Annotated in this window: 17 protein-coding genes and 1 other annotated feature; of the genes, 15 read left to right on the top strand and 2 right to left on the bottom strand. The window is 47.1% G+C overall.

Going from position 1 to position 17,061, the window contains the following annotated elements:
- Positions 1–11 precede the first annotated feature (11 nt).
- From ABD014_RS14795 to ABD014_RS14785, 3 genes are all read left to right on the top strand, one after another.
- Positions 12–1,097: a peptidoglycan DD-metalloendopeptidase family protein gene (locus ABD014_RS14795; RefSeq protein ID WP_343862389.1), complete on the top strand. Its 1,086-nt coding sequence runs from the start codon at positions 12–14 to the stop codon at positions 1,095–1,097.
- Positions 1,090–1,947, top strand: a complete 858-nt coding sequence (locus tag ABD014_RS14790) for a M50 family metallopeptidase (RefSeq protein WP_343862387.1) — start codon at positions 1,090–1,092, stop codon at positions 1,945–1,947. The genes ABD014_RS14795 and ABD014_RS14790 overlap by 8 nt, the downstream gene beginning before the upstream one ends.
- 64 nt (positions 1,948–2,011) lie before the next feature.
- Positions 2,012–3,205, top strand: coding sequence for an Rne/Rng family ribonuclease (locus ABD014_RS14785; protein ID WP_343862698.1), 1,194 nt, complete (start codon positions 2,012–2,014; stop codon positions 3,203–3,205).
- Positions 3,206–3,328: 123 nt separating this feature from the next.
- Here the strand turns inward: ABD014_RS14785 and ABD014_RS14780 are convergent, their stop codons facing one another.
- A complete protein-coding gene (locus ABD014_RS14780; protein ID WP_343862385.1) occupies positions 3,329–4,186 on the bottom strand; it encodes a DMT family transporter in 858 nt (285 codons plus the stop codon).
- A 21-nt stretch (positions 4,187–4,207) separates the two neighbouring features.
- Positions 4,208–5,152, bottom strand: a complete 945-nt coding sequence (locus ABD014_RS14775; RefSeq protein WP_343862383.1) for a metallophosphoesterase family protein — start codon at positions 5,150–5,152, stop codon at positions 4,208–4,210.
- A 297-nt stretch (positions 5,153–5,449) separates the two neighbouring features.
- Here ABD014_RS14775 and ABD014_RS14770 point away from each other — a divergent pair, with 297 nt between their 5' ends.
- The 12 genes from ABD014_RS14770 to ABD014_RS14715 all read left to right on the top strand — a co-directional run bounded on the left by ABD014_RS14770 (position 5,450) and on the right by ABD014_RS14715 (position 16,666).
- The gene (locus ABD014_RS14770; protein ID WP_343862380.1) at positions 5,450–6,235 is read left to right on the top strand and encodes a DeoR/GlpR family DNA-binding transcription regulator; all 786 of its coding nucleotides are present in this window, start codon (positions 5,450–5,452) and stop codon (positions 6,233–6,235) included.
- 375 nt (positions 6,236–6,610) lie between these two features.
- Positions 6,611–6,694 (top strand) — a sequence feature (ribosomal protein L21 leader region).
- A 13-nt stretch (positions 6,695–6,707) separates the two neighbouring features.
- Positions 6,708–7,019, top strand: coding sequence for a 50S ribosomal protein L21 (gene rplU / locus ABD014_RS14765; protein ID WP_068778114.1), 312 nt, complete (start codon positions 6,708–6,710; stop codon positions 7,017–7,019).
- Positions 7,020–7,032: 13 nt separating this feature from the next.
- On the top strand, positions 7,033–7,365 hold the full coding sequence (locus ABD014_RS14760) for a ribosomal-processing cysteine protease Prp (protein WP_343862376.1): 333 nt from the start codon (positions 7,033–7,035) through the stop codon (positions 7,363–7,365).
- A 19-nt stretch (positions 7,366–7,384) separates the two neighbouring features.
- Entirely contained in the window at positions 7,385–7,696 is a 312-nt protein-coding gene (rpmA, locus tag ABD014_RS14755; RefSeq protein WP_068697198.1) for a 50S ribosomal protein L27, read from the top strand.
- Positions 7,697–7,887: 191 nt separating this feature from the next.
- Positions 7,888–8,664: a Spo0B domain-containing protein gene (locus ABD014_RS14750; RefSeq protein ID WP_343862368.1), complete on the top strand. Its 777-nt coding sequence runs from the start codon at positions 7,888–7,890 to the stop codon at positions 8,662–8,664.
- Positions 8,655–9,968 (top strand): GTPase ObgE, encoded by a 1,314-nt coding sequence (gene obgE, locus ABD014_RS14745; protein WP_343862366.1) that lies wholly within the window; start codon positions 8,655–8,657, stop codon positions 9,966–9,968. The genes ABD014_RS14750 and obgE overlap by 10 nt, the downstream gene beginning before the upstream one ends.
- A gap of 237 nt (positions 9,969–10,205) precedes the next feature.
- Positions 10,206–10,643 carry an ACT domain-containing protein gene (locus ABD014_RS14740; protein WP_068778110.1) on the top strand — a complete coding sequence of 146 codons (438 nt, stop codon included), beginning with the start codon at positions 10,206–10,208 and terminating at the stop codon, positions 10,641–10,643.
- Positions 10,644–10,689: 46 nt separating this feature from the next.
- Positions 10,690–11,976: a homoserine dehydrogenase gene (locus tag ABD014_RS14735; RefSeq protein WP_343862362.1), complete on the top strand. Its 1,287-nt coding sequence runs from the start codon at positions 10,690–10,692 to the stop codon at positions 11,974–11,976.
- Positions 11,977–12,055: 79 nt separating this feature from the next.
- Entirely contained in the window at positions 12,056–13,024 is a 969-nt protein-coding gene (gene thrB, locus ABD014_RS14730; RefSeq protein ID WP_343862696.1) for a homoserine kinase, read from the top strand.
- Positions 13,021–13,911, top strand: a complete 891-nt coding sequence (gene pheA / locus ABD014_RS14725) for a prephenate dehydratase (protein ID WP_343862360.1) — start codon at positions 13,021–13,023, stop codon at positions 13,909–13,911. The genes thrB and pheA overlap by 4 nt, the downstream gene beginning before the upstream one ends.
- Positions 13,911–14,789 carry a branched-chain-amino-acid transaminase gene (gene ilvE, locus ABD014_RS14720; protein ID WP_343862358.1) on the top strand — a complete coding sequence of 293 codons (879 nt, stop codon included), beginning with the start codon at positions 13,911–13,913 and terminating at the stop codon, positions 14,787–14,789. The genes pheA and ilvE overlap by 1 nt, the downstream gene beginning before the upstream one ends.
- A gap of 167 nt (positions 14,790–14,956) precedes the next feature.
- Positions 14,957–16,666: a LysM peptidoglycan-binding domain-containing protein gene (locus ABD014_RS14715; RefSeq protein WP_343862357.1), complete on the top strand. Its 1,710-nt coding sequence runs from the start codon at positions 14,957–14,959 to the stop codon at positions 16,664–16,666.
- Positions 16,667–17,061: the final 395 nt, after the last annotated feature.

Genomic DNA, 17,061 nt, shown 5'->3' with positions numbered 1-17,061 from the left:
GCATCGGTTTTTTGTGCCTGGCTGCTGGTCTCCCTACGCAAGCATTCATTCGTACTGAAGATAAGCTTGTTCATATTCTGACGCTGCTGTTCATAAATATAGAGTATGACAAAGCGGGCTGCTGTTCTAAGCTGGAACAGAAGCAAGGTCATTTATCGGAAGAGAGCAGCCTGAGCGGAGGAATGAGAACGATGGATGTGAAGTCGAATGTTAAGAAGCGGCGTGAGGAGAGGATCAGGCAGCTAACCTCGGTAGAAGCGTACAAGCCGGTTCTCCAGGATAAAATGCGCAACGATCATCCATACCGGCCGCCTGCCCAGTCTGGGCAAGGGAGTATTGCCGGCTATAATAGTGTGTCGGATGAGACAGAACCCGATCCGGAACTGCTCTGGAAGAGAGGACAAGGCCGCTGGCAAGATATTAGCGGATATTCCGGAGGGAGCGGAGGGGATGATTATTTCGGTGGTAAGCGGAGGCCTAGCTTCTGGACATCACTGTTTCTCCGACTTATGATTAGTGGGCTTATCTTTGTAAGCATTTGGGGTATCGAACGATATGAACCCGATTGGGCGTTTCCGGTAAGGGCTTTTGTAGCCCGGGCTTTAACAGAGGAGATAGATTTTGGCGCTATCGAGGCCTGGTATGAGAGAAATATCGGCGGCGCTCCCTCCTTCATTCCCATCTTTAAGCATAATGAGGATAAAGGTATGAAGGTTGGCGCAGTTGGCGGATTTATATCGCCGTTAACCGGACATTTGGCCAATCCCTTCGCCCTCAGTCTGAAAGGGGTGGAGGTCATTCCGAAGGAGCTGGGAGCAGACCGTACGATGGTGAGAAGTGTTGATACTGGACGTGTGCTGGACGTGAAGCTGGACGCCCTGACCGGAATGACTGTAACGATACAGCATTCGAACGGCTATAAAGCCATATATGGACATTTGGAACAGGCTATGGTCAGCAAGGGTGATTGGGTTGTAGGGGGCGACTCAATTGGGAGCCTTGATTCAGGAGAGGGGGATACACTCCCAACCCTATATTTCGCGTTAAAAAAGAATGATCGATTTATCGATCCGGCGGATGTGATCTCGTTTGATTAAGTGGAACGGCATCAAGATTTCGGTACATCCCTTCTTTGTCATCATCATGCTTGCCTCGGTACTAACTGGCCATTTTCTAGAGCTCATCGCCTTGTTCACAATCGTATTCATTCATGAAATAGGACATGTAGTTGCCGCCCGATGCTTCGGTGTTCAAGTGTTGGCGATTCAGATGCTACCCTTCGGTGGGGTTGCGGAAATGGAGGACACGACCCATCTCACGGCACGAAGGGAGATCGTGATCGCCTTGGCAGGACCCATGCAGAATATTCTTCTAATCGGAGTGTCGCTGCTGCTACATATTTGTGGATTATGGGAAGGGGCTTTCTTTCTCTATTTTATAAATAGCAATCTCATCATCGCCTTATTTAACTTACTTCCGATTCTTCCATTGGATGGAGGAAAGATATCGCAAGCTCTAATCAGTTTAATACTGCCATTTCATCTGACACTAGTCTATTCCTTGCGAATCAGCCTAATATTCAGCTTCATGGTGGTTGTCTACTCTGTGCTCCCGCCTCTGCTTGGACAAGGTATGCTGAATTTAAATTTACTACTGGTAGGGTTATTTCTGCTCTATTCAAATTGGACGGACTACCGGAATATCCCTTATCGATTCATGCGTTTTCTCGTTAATCGGGACCAGTCATTTGTTCGTCACTGGATGACGGGGGTGCTCGCTCAGCCAATTGTAGCGAATAAAGCGAAACCTTTAGAACAAATCTTACGTCTATTTAGAAGACAGAAGTACCACTTTATATATGTCATGAACAGGCAGGGCGATATTGTGGCTGTCTTGCCAGAACAGAGAATTATTTCCTCCTTTTTACAGGGCAAGCCTAGGGATTAGTAGGACTATATCATGTTATAATGGTAGAGCAGTTTTGATAGAAAGTAAGGCAAAGGGTGAGATGATGAAGCGAATGATTGTTCACTGCGGCCCTGATTCCACCCAAATGGCGCTGCTGGAAGACGGCAGATTGGTGGAGTATGCAGCAGAGAGTTCTCAGAGACGGGGACTGGTGGGCAGCTTTTTTAAGGGCAAGGTTGTGAATGTTGTTCCTGGTATGCAGGCTGCTTTTGTTGATATTGGACAGAAGAAGAATGCATTTCTTTATATTGATGACTTGCTTCACCCGCATTTGGAGAGGCAGCCGCGGCAAAAGCCAGCGATTACGAGCTTGCTCAAAGCAGGACAAGAACTGATTGTGCAGGTTGTTAAGGATGCGTTAGGCAACAAGGGAGCTCGGGTTACGACTCATTATTCATTACCTGGTAGATGGCTCGTCTATATGCCTACCGCAGGGTATGTTGCTGTATCTAAGAAAATCGGACACGAAGACGAGAGATCAAGACTAAGAACGATTGGCGAGGAATTGCGCACGGAAGATGAGGGACTTATTCTACGGACGGTTGCGGAAAATGCGGAGCCAGCTTCAATCGCAGAGGATCTGGGTATGCTTCGTGACCGCTGGAACCATATCCAGGCCACAGCGAAGAAGATCGGTGCGCCAAGCCTATTACATCATGATCTTGGAATGGTTCAACGTCTTATGCGGGATATCTATAGTCCTGAGACGGATGAGTTGATTATGGATTGTCCAGAGCAGTTGGAACAGACGAATGAATTTCTTGATACGATGCTTCCGGGAAAATTCCCCAAGCTTACGGTGTATGAGGGGGAGGACGGATTATTTGAGCATTATGGAATTCGTCAGCAGCTGGAGAAGGATTTTCAGCGTAAGATCTGGCTTCCAGGCGGCGGGTACATAGTATGGGATAATACTGAGGCGATGACCGTAATTGATGTGAATACCGGTCGCTTTACCGGCGGACAGACGCTGGAAGAGACGGTATTCCAGACTAATATGGAAGCTGCGCAGGAGATTGCCAGACTCGTACGGCTTCGTGATGCCGGCGGTATTATTATCATCGATTTCATTGATATGGATCGAGAAGAGCATCAGGGTGCGGTATTGGACATGCTGGAATCTTCACTGGACGGGGATCGGACACAGCATCATGTTCTGGGCTGGACCAAGCTGGGCTTGCTGGAGATGACCCGCAAGCGGGTGCGAGAAGAAAGCGTACTGTTGTTGAATGATTAATCAAGTGCACGATCGTTAATACGTTGAGAAAACTATGAAACCACACTTCTAATCGAAGTGTGGTTTCTCTGTGTATGCCTTCGAATAATATCTCGAAATTTACCGTCCCAGCTTCCACAATATTTATCCTAATACCCCTATCAACAAAATTCCGCAGAAGATGATGATGGAGGTGGCGATTCTTTTTAAACCTTGCTGCTCCTTCAGAATTAGAACTCCGAGGAAAGTAGCGAATACTGTTCCAATCTCTCGCAACGGGCTGATATGAGCCATCGGTGCCTGCTGCATGGCAAATAGGAAGAGCAGATATGAGCCGGGGTTCAAAATCGAGCCAAGAAGAATTGTATTACGGTTGGCTTTCCACTCTCGCTTCAACGCCTTCGAAGTTAATACGAGCGGGGTCAATCCGGCAACAAAGCCGATATTGGTCACTTCGAGCAGGGCCAAGGGAGAGATATTGCCAAGGTTCAGTTTATCTACAAATACATAGCTAGTTGTACATAGTCCTACACACAGTGCCAAGGCGAAAGGCTTCAGACTTTGCGACGGTCTATTCGTTTGCCTTTTTCCAAAGCTGGCCCCGCTAAGTACGAAGAACCCACAGATCATAAGTATTATACCGGTCCATCCAAATACGGATAGGGATTCCTTGAGAAATACGACTCCGATTAGAGGAATGAGCAGTGTGCTCGTACCCCGCATGATCGGATAAATCTGCGATAAGTCACCGAGTTCATAGGTTTTAGACAATAGCCAGGAATACACACCTTGTAAAATAACGGATAACAATAATAGTCCATAACTGCCCCAGGATAATGGAGTTCTCCAAAGTTCCACAATAAGGTAGGGCAGGAGAAGCACCGACGGGATCATCATGATCGTCCATAGGAAGACGCCCTTATTAATGCTGCGTTTCGTAAATAGGTTCCAGACTGCATGACACATTCCGGAGGCCAAAACTAGTAAAATAGGTATCAACATGTGTATACAGCAGCCCCTCTATTATTTTGCATTTTCAGGTTGATGGATAGGTTGCTCGGTCACTGCCGTACCGTCTTCAAGACGCAGCCATGTCGCGAAGTCCTTCTCTCCTTCAGTAAGACGGATGACGCGGGCTCCGCGCTGGAATCCATCACGGCCATAGGTATTGATGCCTGTCGCTCTGCCATAGCAGAGGCGAATGCCATATAGACTGCCATGATAGTCATTAACATGATCATGGCCACAGAAGGTCCCGACTACATCTCCCATTTCAAGTAATGTGGTGAAAAGACCTGAATTGACGGGGGCACTGCACACGGGTTCGAATTTATTACCGTAGCAGACCTGTGTATCCCACATCTGCTGATACTCTTGAACAGGAATATGGAAGAACGCGAGCGCTGGCACTTTCTCAGCCTGATCCGTAGGGTTAAGCCGAGCCGATTCACCGGCAAGCCAATTCAGCTGATCTCGGCGTACCCAGTTGTAGTATGGGACATGCTCCAGTGGCGAGGTGCTTCCGGAGTCCAGGAAATATAAATTAAAAGCAGGTTTACCTTTGGAGTCGATCAATTCAATGGTGTAATTGCCTTCACCATAAATTTCTTCAGGGCCAGCCTCGGTCACGGTATGCTGATGAGATAGTATTAACTGCATAAGTTCTTTGCGGGTAATCAAACTCTCGGTATCGTGGTTTCCGAAGATAACGGCCCATGGAATGCTGCGTTCCTCCACAGCAGCTACAGCATCGTTGAAAGCCTGAACGGGATCCTCACAATCAGTATTGTGCCCTGTGTAGATGACATCCCCTGTAAATACGACCAGATCAGGATTTTCCGTGTCCAATACCAGCTCCATTAATTTGCGGGTGCTTCGGTCGGCATCCGTTCCAGTTTTCCAATGGAGATCTGTAAATTGTACAATCGTAAACGTTCCATCCTGACGATAAGATAAACGGCGGCTCATAATGCCCCTCCTCATTGTTATGTTGTTGATTCTTGTTTATTAATGTTGTTTTCGTGTTGATTCTATGCCTTGACAACACTTTTGTCAATGCTTCTATTAGAAGTTTGTAAAATCTCTGTAAGTATGGGGAAGCTGTATTAAAGAAGCGAGCTGCAAGCCGAAGATTGAAGTTTGACAAAATTTCCAAGCAAACGATACACTTAAAACAAAAACAACAACAAAACACATTAAGGTGCGTGTTCATTGAGTTTTATATCATATAGAGCTTGTTGCTTGTTGAATACAGGAGGGAACGACATGTCCTTAACCTTTGAGGAGCGCCGTCAGACCATTCTCGCACAGCTTAGCAAAGAAGGTAAGGTCCAGGTACATGATTTGGCGGGAATATTTAATGTCTCTACGGAGACCATTCGCCGTGATCTGGATCGACTAGAAAGGGAAGGGAAATTACGCAAGGTATACGGCGGTGCTGTCCAGACTCGTTCCGAATGGATTGAACCGACCTTTATGAAGCGATCGCAAATGAATCACGCTGAGAAGCAGTCCATCGGTAAACTTGCGGCTTCATTAGTTAGAGAAGGAGAGACCATTCTACTTGATAATGGAACAACGACGCTGGAGATTATGCGGGAACTGAAGCATCGTGCAGATGTAACCGTTATTACCAACTCCGTGCCTGTACTCACCTGTGCGCTGGAGGAATTCCAGGGAAGAATTATTTTCGCTGGAGGGGAGGTTAGCAAACTCTGTCAGGCATCCACAGATGCGATTGCTCATCAGTTACTTGACCAGTTCAAGGTGAACAAAGCCTTCATTTCTGCCGGGGGCATATCGCTGGTCGATGGAATCACTGAATATAATCTGGAAGAGGCGCAATTGTCACGGAAAATGATGCAGCGTACAGAGGAGGCTATTCTCGTAGCTGATCATTCCAAGTTCGGGGTTACCACCTTTGCGCAAATCGCTCCACTAGAGCAGATTTCCATGATCGTTACCGATCCCGGCTGCTCGCAGGAATGGATTGATGCGTTAAATAAGCTGGATGTCGAGGTGCTAATCAGCAGCAGCGAAGTGACGGGGTGAACTATCCGCTTTAAAATAGAAGTTCAAAAAGTCTGGTTTTCAGCACCGAGAAGGTTGAATGAAGCTAGAGCATGAGGAGCGGAGCGTACGTAGTAGGTACGTGAGCACCGGAAGGCCCGGGTGAATTCAAGATTCGATGTCGAAATCACTTCATGAGTTACTTCGTGTTAGATATAGAATTTATTCGTTATCAACGGAGTTGATGAAATTCTATATCGCAAGAAAACCTACATTTGAATCGCGGTCGCTCATCCTTGAATGACTTCGATCGGTTTTCTTATCAAAAGCGGACTTTTTGAACTACCTTAAAAATAATTGATTTTCGTTTTTGTTCATGTTATCATACTATGGTATGTGTTATGAGTGAGTCTTGTACACATGCTGTAACCGCTCCGATCAGGTATGCAAGTCCGCTTTCTTGAAGGGCGGCACCTGAATTAGGCGAGTCTGAGACATGAGGAGGTGCAAGCAAATGTACGCAATTATCGAAACTGGTGGTAAACAATACCGCGTTCAAGAAGGCGATGTTCTTTACATCGAGAAATTGAATGCTGAGGACGGCGCTAGCGTGACGTTCGACCGTGTATTGGCAGTATCCAAAGGTGAAGGTTTGGTAGCGGGAGCTCCATTGGTATCCGGCGCTAGTGTAACAGCGAAAGTTGAGAAGCACGGCAAAGGCCAAAAAGTAGTCGTTTACAAATACAAGCCTAAGAAGAACTACCACAAGAAACAAGGTCATCGTCAACCTTACACTAAAGTAACTATCGAGAAAATCCAAGCGTAAGAAGGTGCGATAATTGATTATCGTGTCTATATTGCGTCAAAAGGATGACAACATCGTTGGTTTTAAAGTGTCTGGTCATGCTAATTATGCCGATAGAGGGAAAGATATAGTATGTGCCGGAGTCTCGGCCATCACTGTTGGAACAGTTAATTCCATCGAGGAGCTCACAGGTACTGTGATGAAATCGAAGGTGAAGAGTGGCTTTCTGAATGCAAAGCTGCCAACTGATCTGAAGACAGAGGTGTCGGAGCAGGTACAACTGTTGCTCTCGTCTATGGTCGTAATGTTGAAGAGTATTGAGGATTCATACGGAACGTATATTCAGATACAGAACGTTATTATTTGAAGAAGGAGGTAGATGGACAATGTTGAAATTGGATCTTCAGTTGTTCGCTTCGAAGAAGGGCGTAGGTTCCACAAAGAACGGACGCGATAGTATCGCTAAGCGCCTTGGCGTTAAGCGTGCGGATGGTCAAGTTGTAACTGGCGGAAGCATTCTCGTTCGTCAACGCGGAACGAAAATTCACCCAGGTACTAACGTGGGCATCGGCAAAGACGATACGCTGTTTGCAAAAGTTGATGGCGTAGTGAAGTTCGAACGTTGGGGCCGCGACCGTAAAAAAGTGAGCGTCTACCCAGTGGAAGTTGCTCCAGTAGCAGCTGCAGTCGAAGCTTAAGAACTTTGCTAATATAGCGAAGGTTTACAAAGTCCTTGGCATCTAGGTGCCAAGGATTTTTTGATTTTATAGACGGCATTTTCTACCAGGGGCGGCTGGAGAATAAGCGTTTTCGGACAAGGATTGTGATATACTGTGTATATATCGAATTGTAATGATTTTACTTAATCTGTGCAGAAACGAGGAAGATTATGAAACATCGATTCGCGATTCCAACTCTTTTCGCAGTGATCGTACTGACTTGTCTAACTTCCATGTATTTCATTCATTCTATAACCGGATTTATCATTATCAGTCTATGTTTGTTAGTGTTATTTCAAGGCTATATCAGATATATCCAAAGACGGGCTGCAGATGAGCGCAAGCATTTACTGGAATCGGTACAGAGAACGGCCACAGCTACGCTGGGTCATCATCGCCATGACTGGATGAATGATCTTCAGCTTATTTACGGCTATTTGAAGCTTGGAAAATATGATAAACTGGGTAGCTGTGTGGAAAGAATAAAAGAACAAATGGCATTGGAGAGTAAAATATCAAGGCTGGGCATTCCAGCGCTCGTATTCTTCCTGCAATCCTTCCGTGAGGTGAACAGATCAATCGATCTCAAAATTGAGATCAGGGATGAACTGCAGCTGGATCATATGCTTCAGGTTGAGGATGCTGAAGAGTTGACGGAAGCGATTGTGGAGACGATTAAGAAGTTCCAGTTCATAGGGCGCTCTTCATGGGATGAAGTGTTGGAGCTTCACATGAGCCTATATCAGGAGAATGGTGAGGTTATCGCAGCCTTCTATCCAGAGGCAGAGGCGGACAACGCTGAGAAATTGCAACAATATATCGATGAATGGCAGCGTGACAGACGGGTTCAAGTAGAGCGGATGGAGTCAAGTCGCTTCTCCTGTAGATTAAGAGTACCGCTGAAGGCTTCAGTGCAAAATACAAATGAGGTGAACGCATGTTTGTAGATAAAGCGAAAGTATATGTAAAAGGGGGCGACGGCGGAGACGGGATCGTTGCTTTCAGACGTGAAAAGTATGTTCCAGAAGGTGGTCCGGCTGGCGGAGACGGAGGCAAAGGGGCTGACGTTATTTTCCGCGTAGATGAAGGTCTGCGTACGCTGATGGACTTCCGTTACCAGCGCCATTTCAAGGCGCCACGCGGTGAGAAGGGACGCAACAAGAGCCAGAACGGCGCTAATGCTGAGAATATGATCGTAAGAATCCCACCAGGTACCGTTGTTATTGATGATGATACGCAGGAAGTCATTGCTGACCTGACACGCCATGGTCAACAGGTTGTTGTAGCCAGAGGCGGGCGCGGGGGACGCGGAAATATCCGCTTCGCGACGCCGAATAATCCAGCTCCGGAACTCGCTGAGCATGGAGAAGAGGGCCAAGAGCGTTGGGTCGTTCTGGAACTGAAGGTCATGGCTGATATTGGCTTGGTCGGATTCCCGAGCGTAGGTAAATCTACACTGCTCTCGGTTGTATCCGCTGCAAAGCCAAAGATCGGAGCCTATCATTTCACGACGATTACACCGAATCTCGGTGTTGTGGATGTTGGCGATGGGCGAAGCTTCGTTATGGCTGACTTGCCGGGTCTGATTGAAGGCGCGCACGAAGGAGTCGGGCTGGGACATGAATTTCTACGCCACGTTGAGCGTACAAGGCTAATTATTCATGTGATTGATATGGCTGGCTCTGAAGGGCGCGATCCCTTCGATGATTGGCAGAAGATTAATGCTGAATTGGATCAGTACAACGCTGAACTGGCAAAGCGTCCGCAGATTATTGTTGCTAACAAGATGGATATCCCTGAGGCGGCGGACAACCTGAAAGAATTCCGCAAGCAGATTAGGGAGATTCACCCAGAGCTTGAAATCTTGGAGATGTCCTCACTGACACGGCAAGGAGTTCAGGAAGTACTGTATAAGGCCGCTGATCTGCTGGATCAGATCCCTGAGGAGCCAGCTGTTGAAGAGGTTGCTGAGCAGACGGAACGTAAGATCTATAAGCTGGATAAGAAGGAAGACAACAGCTTCACTATCCGTCGTGAGAACGAAATGTTCGTCGTTGAGAGTGAGACGATTGAGCGCATGATGAAGCGGATGCAGCTGAATACGCATGAGGCTATCCTTAAGCTGGCTCGCACGCTCCGCCATATGGGTGTGGATGAAGAATTGCGCAAACGCGGAGCCGAAGACGGTACAATTGTGCGGATAGGCGATTTTGAATTTGAATTTGTAGAAGGCAGCAGCTACTATTATTAATCATAAAATGAACGCAGAAACGGGTACGTCTCCTGGAGGGGGACAGTAGCCGTTTTCTGTATACCTGGCTTTATCCAACGTTCTTGGTGCTGAGAGCCGGATTAATTGAAAACCCACTCTAAGTTATTTTTGGATGGGTACCTACATAAATTACGCGAAAAATGGATTGCCGGAATGGTAGATTTCCGTTATAATGTCCACTATACAAAAACAGAAGTCTCTAAGGAGAGGACGTTTGTGAAGGAACGCTACTATTTGGTTCGTGAGGATATTCTGCCGGATGCTGTGATCAAGACGCTTCAGGTTAAGCAACTGCTAGCCTCAGGGGACGTTAAGACGGTCAATGAGGCGGTGGCGAGAGTTGGGCTTAGCCGGAGCGCCTTTTATAAATATAAGGACGGAATCCATCTATTGAATCAGATTGAACGTGAGAGCATTGTCACGATATCGTTCGACCTGGAGCATCGTTCCGGTATTTTATCCAAAGTTCTGGGGCTGATCGCAGGCTCGGGGGGTAACGTACTTACGATAAATCAGAGTATCCCGTTGCAGGGCAAGGCTAATGTGGTTATTTCCGTAGAGACCTCGCGCTTGACAGAGGAACTCGATGAGATAATTAAGATGCTACAAGGAACTCCCGGCGTAAGAAAGACGGAAATCGTCGGTCAAGGATAGGAATGAATCAATTTACCCAATCATGGGATATAGGAGGGGACAGCGAGTGAAATCAGTAAAGGTAGGTTTGCTTGGACTCGGTACGGTTGGAACTGGCGTCGTCCGTATCGTGGAAGGGCATCAGGAGGACTTGAGCAGTCAAGTAGGATCGCCGATCATCATTGAGAAGGTTGCGGTGAAGAACATAGAGAAGACCCGCAGCATAGATATCGAGCGCAGCAAGTTAACGGAGGATCCGTGGGAAGTGATACGTGATCCCGAGATCGACGTCATCGTTGAAGTTATGGGCGGCGTGGACCAGACGAAGGAGTACATTCTGGAGGCACTGAACTGCGGCAAGCATATCGTTACCGCCAACAAAGATTTGATGGCGCTCTATGGAGCGGAGATTATGGATGTGGCTAGGGAGAAACAATGCGATATATTCTATGAGGCGAGCGTGGCTGGAGGGATTCCGATTATCCGCACGCTGATTGAGGGCTTCTCCTCTGATCGGATTATGAAGATCATGGGAATCGTAAATGGAACAACGAACTATATTTTATCAAAAATGAGTCAGGAAGGCGCTTCATATGATGATGTACTGGCTGAGGCGCAGGAGCTTGGTTATGCCGAGGCAGATCCAACTTCGGATGTCGAGGGACTGGATGCCGCTCGTAAGATGGCTATTCTCGGCTCGCTCGGTTTCCGGACGAATGTGGATCTGCGGGACGTAGCGGTTCGCGGGATAACTACGGTGTCTAAGGAAGATATACTGTATGCCAAGAGAATGGGCTATGAGATAAAATTGCTCGGCATCGCGGAACGGCAAGATGATGAGTACAGCATTAGTGTTGAGCCGACGATGGTGAAGCATAGCCATCCGATCGCTGCAGTTAATGGCGTATTTAACGCAGTATATGTGTATGGCGAAGCAGTGGGAGAGACGATGTTCTACGGTCCTGGTGCTGGAGAAATGCCGACAGCGACTTCGATCGTTGCTGACCTGGTCGCCGTAATCAAGAATCAGAAGCTCGGTGTAAATGGCCTGAGAGCGATTGGTCCGTACAAACCGAAGAAGCTGAAGGACGATGAACAAGTCGCTTATAAAAATTACTTGCTGCTTCAAGTAGCCGATAAAGCTGGGGTACTGTCTAAGATTACTCAGGTATTCGCCGAATATGACGTAAGCCTGGAATCGGTCGTACAGTCTCCAAATGCAAGTATGAGTGATGTTGAGATTATTATTGTTACACATAATGCAAGCAAAGCGGCGATGAATAAGGTGCTGAGCCACTTTGAATCGCTGGATGTTATCCGCAAGGTGAAGAGCGTGTACCGCGTAGAGGGTTAAGAGTAAGGAGCTTATAGATCATGAATGATTCCAAGATGACGATGATTGTTGACGGATATGAAGGTGGTAGGTTATGAGTATGATTCGCAGCTCAGGCGTCCGGGTTCAGGTTCCCGCAAGTACAGCCAATTTAGGGCCGGGATTCGATACGCTAGGCATGGCATTATCCCTCTACTCATGGATTGAGATGAAGCCGGCCGATACGACGGTTTTTCATCTATACGGTGACAATTTGGATGGCCTTCCGAAGGATAAAAGTAATCTCATATATACTGTAGCGCAGTCTGTGTTCGCAGAAGCCGGAGCTCATATTCCTGAACTGGAAATCTCGATGTACTCTGATATTCCGCTAACCCGTGGTCTAGGCAGTAGTGCATCGGCAATTGTTGGAGCGTTATATGCTGCCAATGTACTGATTGGCTCTCCATTGCCACTTGCCCGCCTACTCGATATGGCCACGGCACTGGAGAACCATCCCGATAATGTAGGAGCTTCGTTATACGGCGGAATTATTACCGCTGTATGGGACGGAGCCCACGCTGATATATTGCGGATTGAGCCGCCGCAGCAATTGGAAGTTCTGGTTGCCATCCCTGAATTTCAATTGTCCACTTCCAAGGCGCGCGAGGCTCTTCCTAAGCAGGTAAGTCTGGGTGATGCGGTTTATAATGTCAGTCATACTTCGATGCTGGCCGCGGCTCTGGCCATGGGGAGGCTCGATCTTATCTCCGCGGCGATGCAAGACCGGTTGCATCAGCCTTACCGGGCTTCACTCGTTCCCGGAATGATGCAAATTTTGGAGGAGGCTACGCAGCACGGAGCTTTAGGTACAGCGCTTAGCGGGGCTGGGCCTACCTTGCTCGCCTTAGTCGATGCACAGTCAGAACAGGGCGAACAGTTGGAAGCTTTTCTTCTGAAGGTGCTTAAGTCCCATGATATAACAGCAAGAATGCTTTGGCTAAAACCTTGCACACATGGAGCTCAGGAGCTTACTATGGATAAAGAAAGTTCATTATTGGATTATGTAAGAGGGGAAGTCAAGGCATGATACGAATAGCATTGTTGCCTGAGGGGACGGTGTCTCATGAGGCGGTTCTTCGGTTGTTCGGCGACGAGCCTGTAGAGTTGCTTCATTACAAGCAGATCTCCGATGTTTTTCTGGCAACCGAGAAGGGTCTTACGGATTACAGCGTGATTCCGATGGAGAATACTATTGAGGGTTCAGTGAGTCTGCATATGGATTGGCTTGTCCACGAGGTTGACGTTCCGATGCAGGTCGAATGGGTCTATCCTTCCATTCAGAATTTGATTGGACGGCGTGGTGAATTAGTTGACGCTGATGGAGAAATGGATTATTCCAAGGTTTCCCGGGTTCTGTCCCATCCGGTGGCAATGGCGCAATGCATGAAATTTCTTAAAGCGCATATGCCGCATGCAGAACTGGAGAATGTGGGGAGTACGGCGGAGGCTGTTGAACTGGTGAAGCATAATCCAGGAGAAGGCTGGGCAGCCATCGGGACTACGATTGGAGCCAGACGGCATGGGCTCGATGTGCTCGCGAGCAAAGTGACGGATCATGACAACAATTACACCCGTTTCGTGTTGATTGGTCCTAAGCCGCTGCCGATTTTAGAAGAAGGCGCACAAATGAAGACGAGTATTCTCGTCACTTTGCCTGAGGATTTTCCAGGTGCGCTGCATCAAGTGTTATCTGCATTTGCCTGGCGCAAGCTGAATTTATCAAGAATTGAATCGCGTCCAACGAAGAAGAGGTTAGGTAGTTATTATTTTTATATGGATGTGTTGGCCGCACTGGATGCGGTGTTGCTTCCCTCTGCTATAGAAGAGATCGAGGCCTTAGGATGCCAAGTCAGAGTGCTTGGAAGCTATCCTAGTTATTCTAGCAAAGTACTAAATTCGGAGGTGCAATATTAATGGCAGAACAATGGATTTATCTAGATGGGCAATATGTAACGAAGGAGAAGGCAACTGTCTCGGTCTATGACCACGGCTTCTTATACGGTGATGGAATCTTTGAAGGTATCCGCATCTATAACGGCAATATCTTCAAATGCAAAGAGCATTTGGATCGTCTATATGATTCTGCGAAGTCGATTATGCTGGAAATTCCGTTGAGCTATGAGGAAATGGAAGAAGCGCTGGTAGAGACATTGCGTCGCAATGAGATGCGCGATGGCTACATTCGCCTCGTTGTCTCACGTGGTCCGGGCAATCTGGGTCTCGATCCTAATCGTTGTGAGAAGGCTTCTGTCATTATTATTGTGGAACAACTCGCCATCTACTCGGAGGAAGCTTACAAGAACGGGCTTAAGGCTGTATCTGTATCGACACGCCGCAATATCCCGGATGCGCTTAATCCAAAGATCAAATCACTGAACTATTTGAACAATATTCTAGTTAAGATTCAATCGAACCTTGCCGGTGCCGGTGAGGCGATCATGATGAATGCTCAAGGATATGTTACTGAAGGATCCGGGGATAATATTTTCATTATCAAGAATGGGGTTATTACGACGCCTCCTTGCTATCTTGGAGCACTCGATGGGATCACTCGTCAAGCGATTATTGAAATTTGTGAGAAAAGGGGCTACAAGTTGAAGGAAGAGCCGTTCACGATGCACGATATCTATGTGGCCGACGAAGTATTCCTGACCGGTACGGCGGCTGAGGTTATCGCCGTTCGTGAAGTCGATGGACGGATTATCGGCAGTGGTCAAGCCGGCCCTGTAACCTTGAAATTGCTTGAAGAGTTCCGCAGCATCGTTGATCAAGACGGATTGAAAGTCTGGTAATTCAATTCATAGAAGAGCTTCGCATCCCTAGTGGATGGCGAGGCTTTTTTTGTTTTGCTTTTTTTATTTTCGTGGATGTCAAAACTAGGCTTTTTGCATAGGATGTATTAATTGGGCCCCGGGCGAATATCACGTACCGGAGAAGAAACCTAGGAGGTCTTTAGCGCGTGAAAATACACATCGTGAAAAAAGGCGATACATTATATGAGCTATCTCAGAAGTACAATGTACCGCTGGAGAAGTTAATTGAAGCCAACCCGCAAATCGCTAATCCGGATCAATTGAGCATCGGAGAGAAGGTTAAAATTCCGGCTGGTGCAGTGCAGGTAGAAGGCGAAGGCTACAAGCATGTTGCCAAGGAAGGGGATACGCTCTGGAAGCTGTCCAAAGCCTGGGGGATCCCTCTACAGACGTTGATCGATGCGAACCCGCAAATCAGTGATCCAAATGTACTGAAGGTAGGCGATGTCGTCTTGATCCCAGTTAAGGGGGGAGGCATGGCGAATCCGCCTGGTCATGGTGGTGAGAATGTTGCACCTGGTACGGGAGGCAAGAAGAATACAGCTCCTATACCTACGCCATTACCAGCGCCAGCGCCAGAAGTAAAACCGACTCCACCTAAGGAAGAAATGACAAAACCGAACCCAATTGCACCAACTCCGAAACCGATGCCAATGCCAAATCCGAATCCACCGGCTCCGAAACCGATGCCAATGCCAAATCCAAATCCACCGACTCCGAAACTGATGCCAATGCCAAATCCGAATCCGCCGGCTCCGAAGCCGATGCCAATGCCAATGCCTAACCCAAATCCGCCACTTCCGCCAATTAAAGTAGAATTCGTAGAAGAAATTAAATTCCAATCGATCCAAAAAGAAGAGAAGCCATGTAAGCCGGTTCCAGAATGCCCGGATCCATGGTCTTCACCGTTTTATTCCATGGATCCTTATGGGGGTGGGGGTATGATGCATTCATCGTCTCCATGTGGATGCGAAGGGAATATTGGACATACAACCCATCTCGGGCACCATACTCATCCTATGAAAGAAAATATGAACATGCATGAGGAAATGCCAAGCGGGAATGTGTCATCCTTCTATGATTTTCCGCAGCTTCCTGACCAGGGACCATCCATGATGGGGGGCATGATGGATAATGGAGCTTATACTGGAGGATATCCTGGGATCGGAAATGATCATATGCATCATAGTCATGAAATGCATCACGGTCATGAAATGATGGGTATGGAATGGAGCCCTATGGGCTATGCAGACAATCAGCCGTGGGGGCAGGGCCAGGGAGATTGGGTAACACCTATGCCTTATAGTGATAATAATGCTCCAGCAAATATGAGCCCTAATATGGGGCCTAATATGTCTCCTAATATGGCGCCGAACAGCCATTATCCAGGAGTATCTCCACAACATTGTGGACCAGGACCTGTGTGGCCAATGCATTCTTGTGGATGTCACTATAGATATCCTTATGGATATGAATATCCGGTAAATTCTTTTGACCCCTACCCTATGAATTATAATTCTAACTCGGATTTTGTAGCACCAGGGGGACAACAGCCTGTCTGGTTTGAAGATGGATTTGGTACCTTTAATGAGATTAACAATGAACGAGAACAGCAGACAGAAGCTTTCAAAGAGGTAACAATCTCGGAGCAAAAAGAAAACACAGGAACCTCGGAAGCTTCGAAGCCTCAAGCGCAGACCAGGTCAAAAGGGAAAAAAGAAGTCAAAATTTCAGGAAGCTCAGCAAGTTCTACAAGCAAGAAAAGCGGAAGTAAGCGCACTAGCTCTAAGTCAGGCGCCTCATCGCAGAAGGGCCGCACGAGTTCTACACGGCGTAATCCTTGGAGCCAAAGATAGGATGTGATCGAGAGTAGGGCAGAGTATAATGCCCTGCTCTCGTTTTTGGTTGAATCATATTTAAATTGCAAAAAAGGCTTGTACTGGGCATTATTCTATGATATATTAATAACCCGTTGGACGATTAACTTATCGTTCGCGGATGTGAAGAGTACAAGCAGTTTCAATAAAAGCTTCAAAAGAACTTTTTTAAAAAAAGCTTGCTTTTCACAGAGTGACATGATATATTATAAGAGTTGCTGCTGAGAACGCAGCGACGCTGAAAACGAAGTTGATCTTTGAAAACTGAACAACGAGTGAGCGGGTTTCACATCAAGTGAAATCTAAGTAATAAGTCAGATTCAAAATGAGCAAGTCAAACACTTGTTTAGCTGAAAGAGATTTTACCTTCGGGT

Source organism: Paenibacillus motobuensis (assembly GCF_039521865.1).
GTDB classification, from domain to species: domain Bacteria; phylum Bacillota; class Bacilli; order Paenibacillales; family Paenibacillaceae; genus Fontibacillus; species Fontibacillus motobuensis.
This window is presented reverse-complemented; position numbering and strand designations above follow the sequence as displayed.

What these genes read in the sequence shown, in the direction of transcription:
- ABD014_RS14750 (WP_343862368.1), top strand. Translation starts at nt 7,888, where the DNA reads ATGAAACATCGATTCGCGATTCCAACTCTTTTCGCAGTGATCGTACTG.
- rpmA (WP_068697198.1), top strand. Translation starts at nt 7,385, where the DNA reads ATGTTGAAATTGGATCTTCAGTTGTTCGCTTCGAAGAAGGGCGTAGGT.
- ABD014_RS14785 (WP_343862698.1), top strand. Translation starts at nt 2,012, where the DNA reads ATGAAGCGAATGATTGTTCACTGCGGCCCTGATTCCACCCAAATGGCG.
- ABD014_RS14770 (WP_343862380.1), top strand. Translation starts at nt 5,450, where the DNA reads ATGTCCTTAACCTTTGAGGAGCGCCGTCAGACCATTCTCGCACAGCTT.
- pheA (WP_343862360.1), top strand. Translation starts at nt 13,021, where the DNA reads ATGATACGAATAGCATTGTTGCCTGAGGGGACGGTGTCTCATGAGGCG.
- obgE (WP_343862366.1), top strand. Translation starts at nt 8,655, where the DNA reads ATGTTTGTAGATAAAGCGAAAGTATATGTAAAAGGGGGCGACGGCGGA.
- rplU (WP_068778114.1), top strand. Translation starts at nt 6,708, where the DNA reads ATGTACGCAATTATCGAAACTGGTGGTAAACAATACCGCGTTCAAGAA.
- ABD014_RS14780 (WP_343862385.1), bottom strand. Translation starts at nt 4,186, where the DNA reads ATGTTGATACCTATTTTACTAGTTTTGGCCTCCGGAATGTGTCATGCA.
- ilvE (WP_343862358.1), top strand. Translation starts at nt 13,911, where the DNA reads ATGGCAGAACAATGGATTTATCTAGATGGGCAATATGTAACGAAGGAG.
- ABD014_RS14775 (WP_343862383.1), bottom strand. Translation starts at nt 5,152, where the DNA reads ATGAGCCGCCGTTTATCTTATCGTCAGGATGGAACGTTTACGATTGTA.
- thrB (WP_343862696.1), top strand. Translation starts at nt 12,056, where the DNA reads ATGATTCGCAGCTCAGGCGTCCGGGTTCAGGTTCCCGCAAGTACAGCC.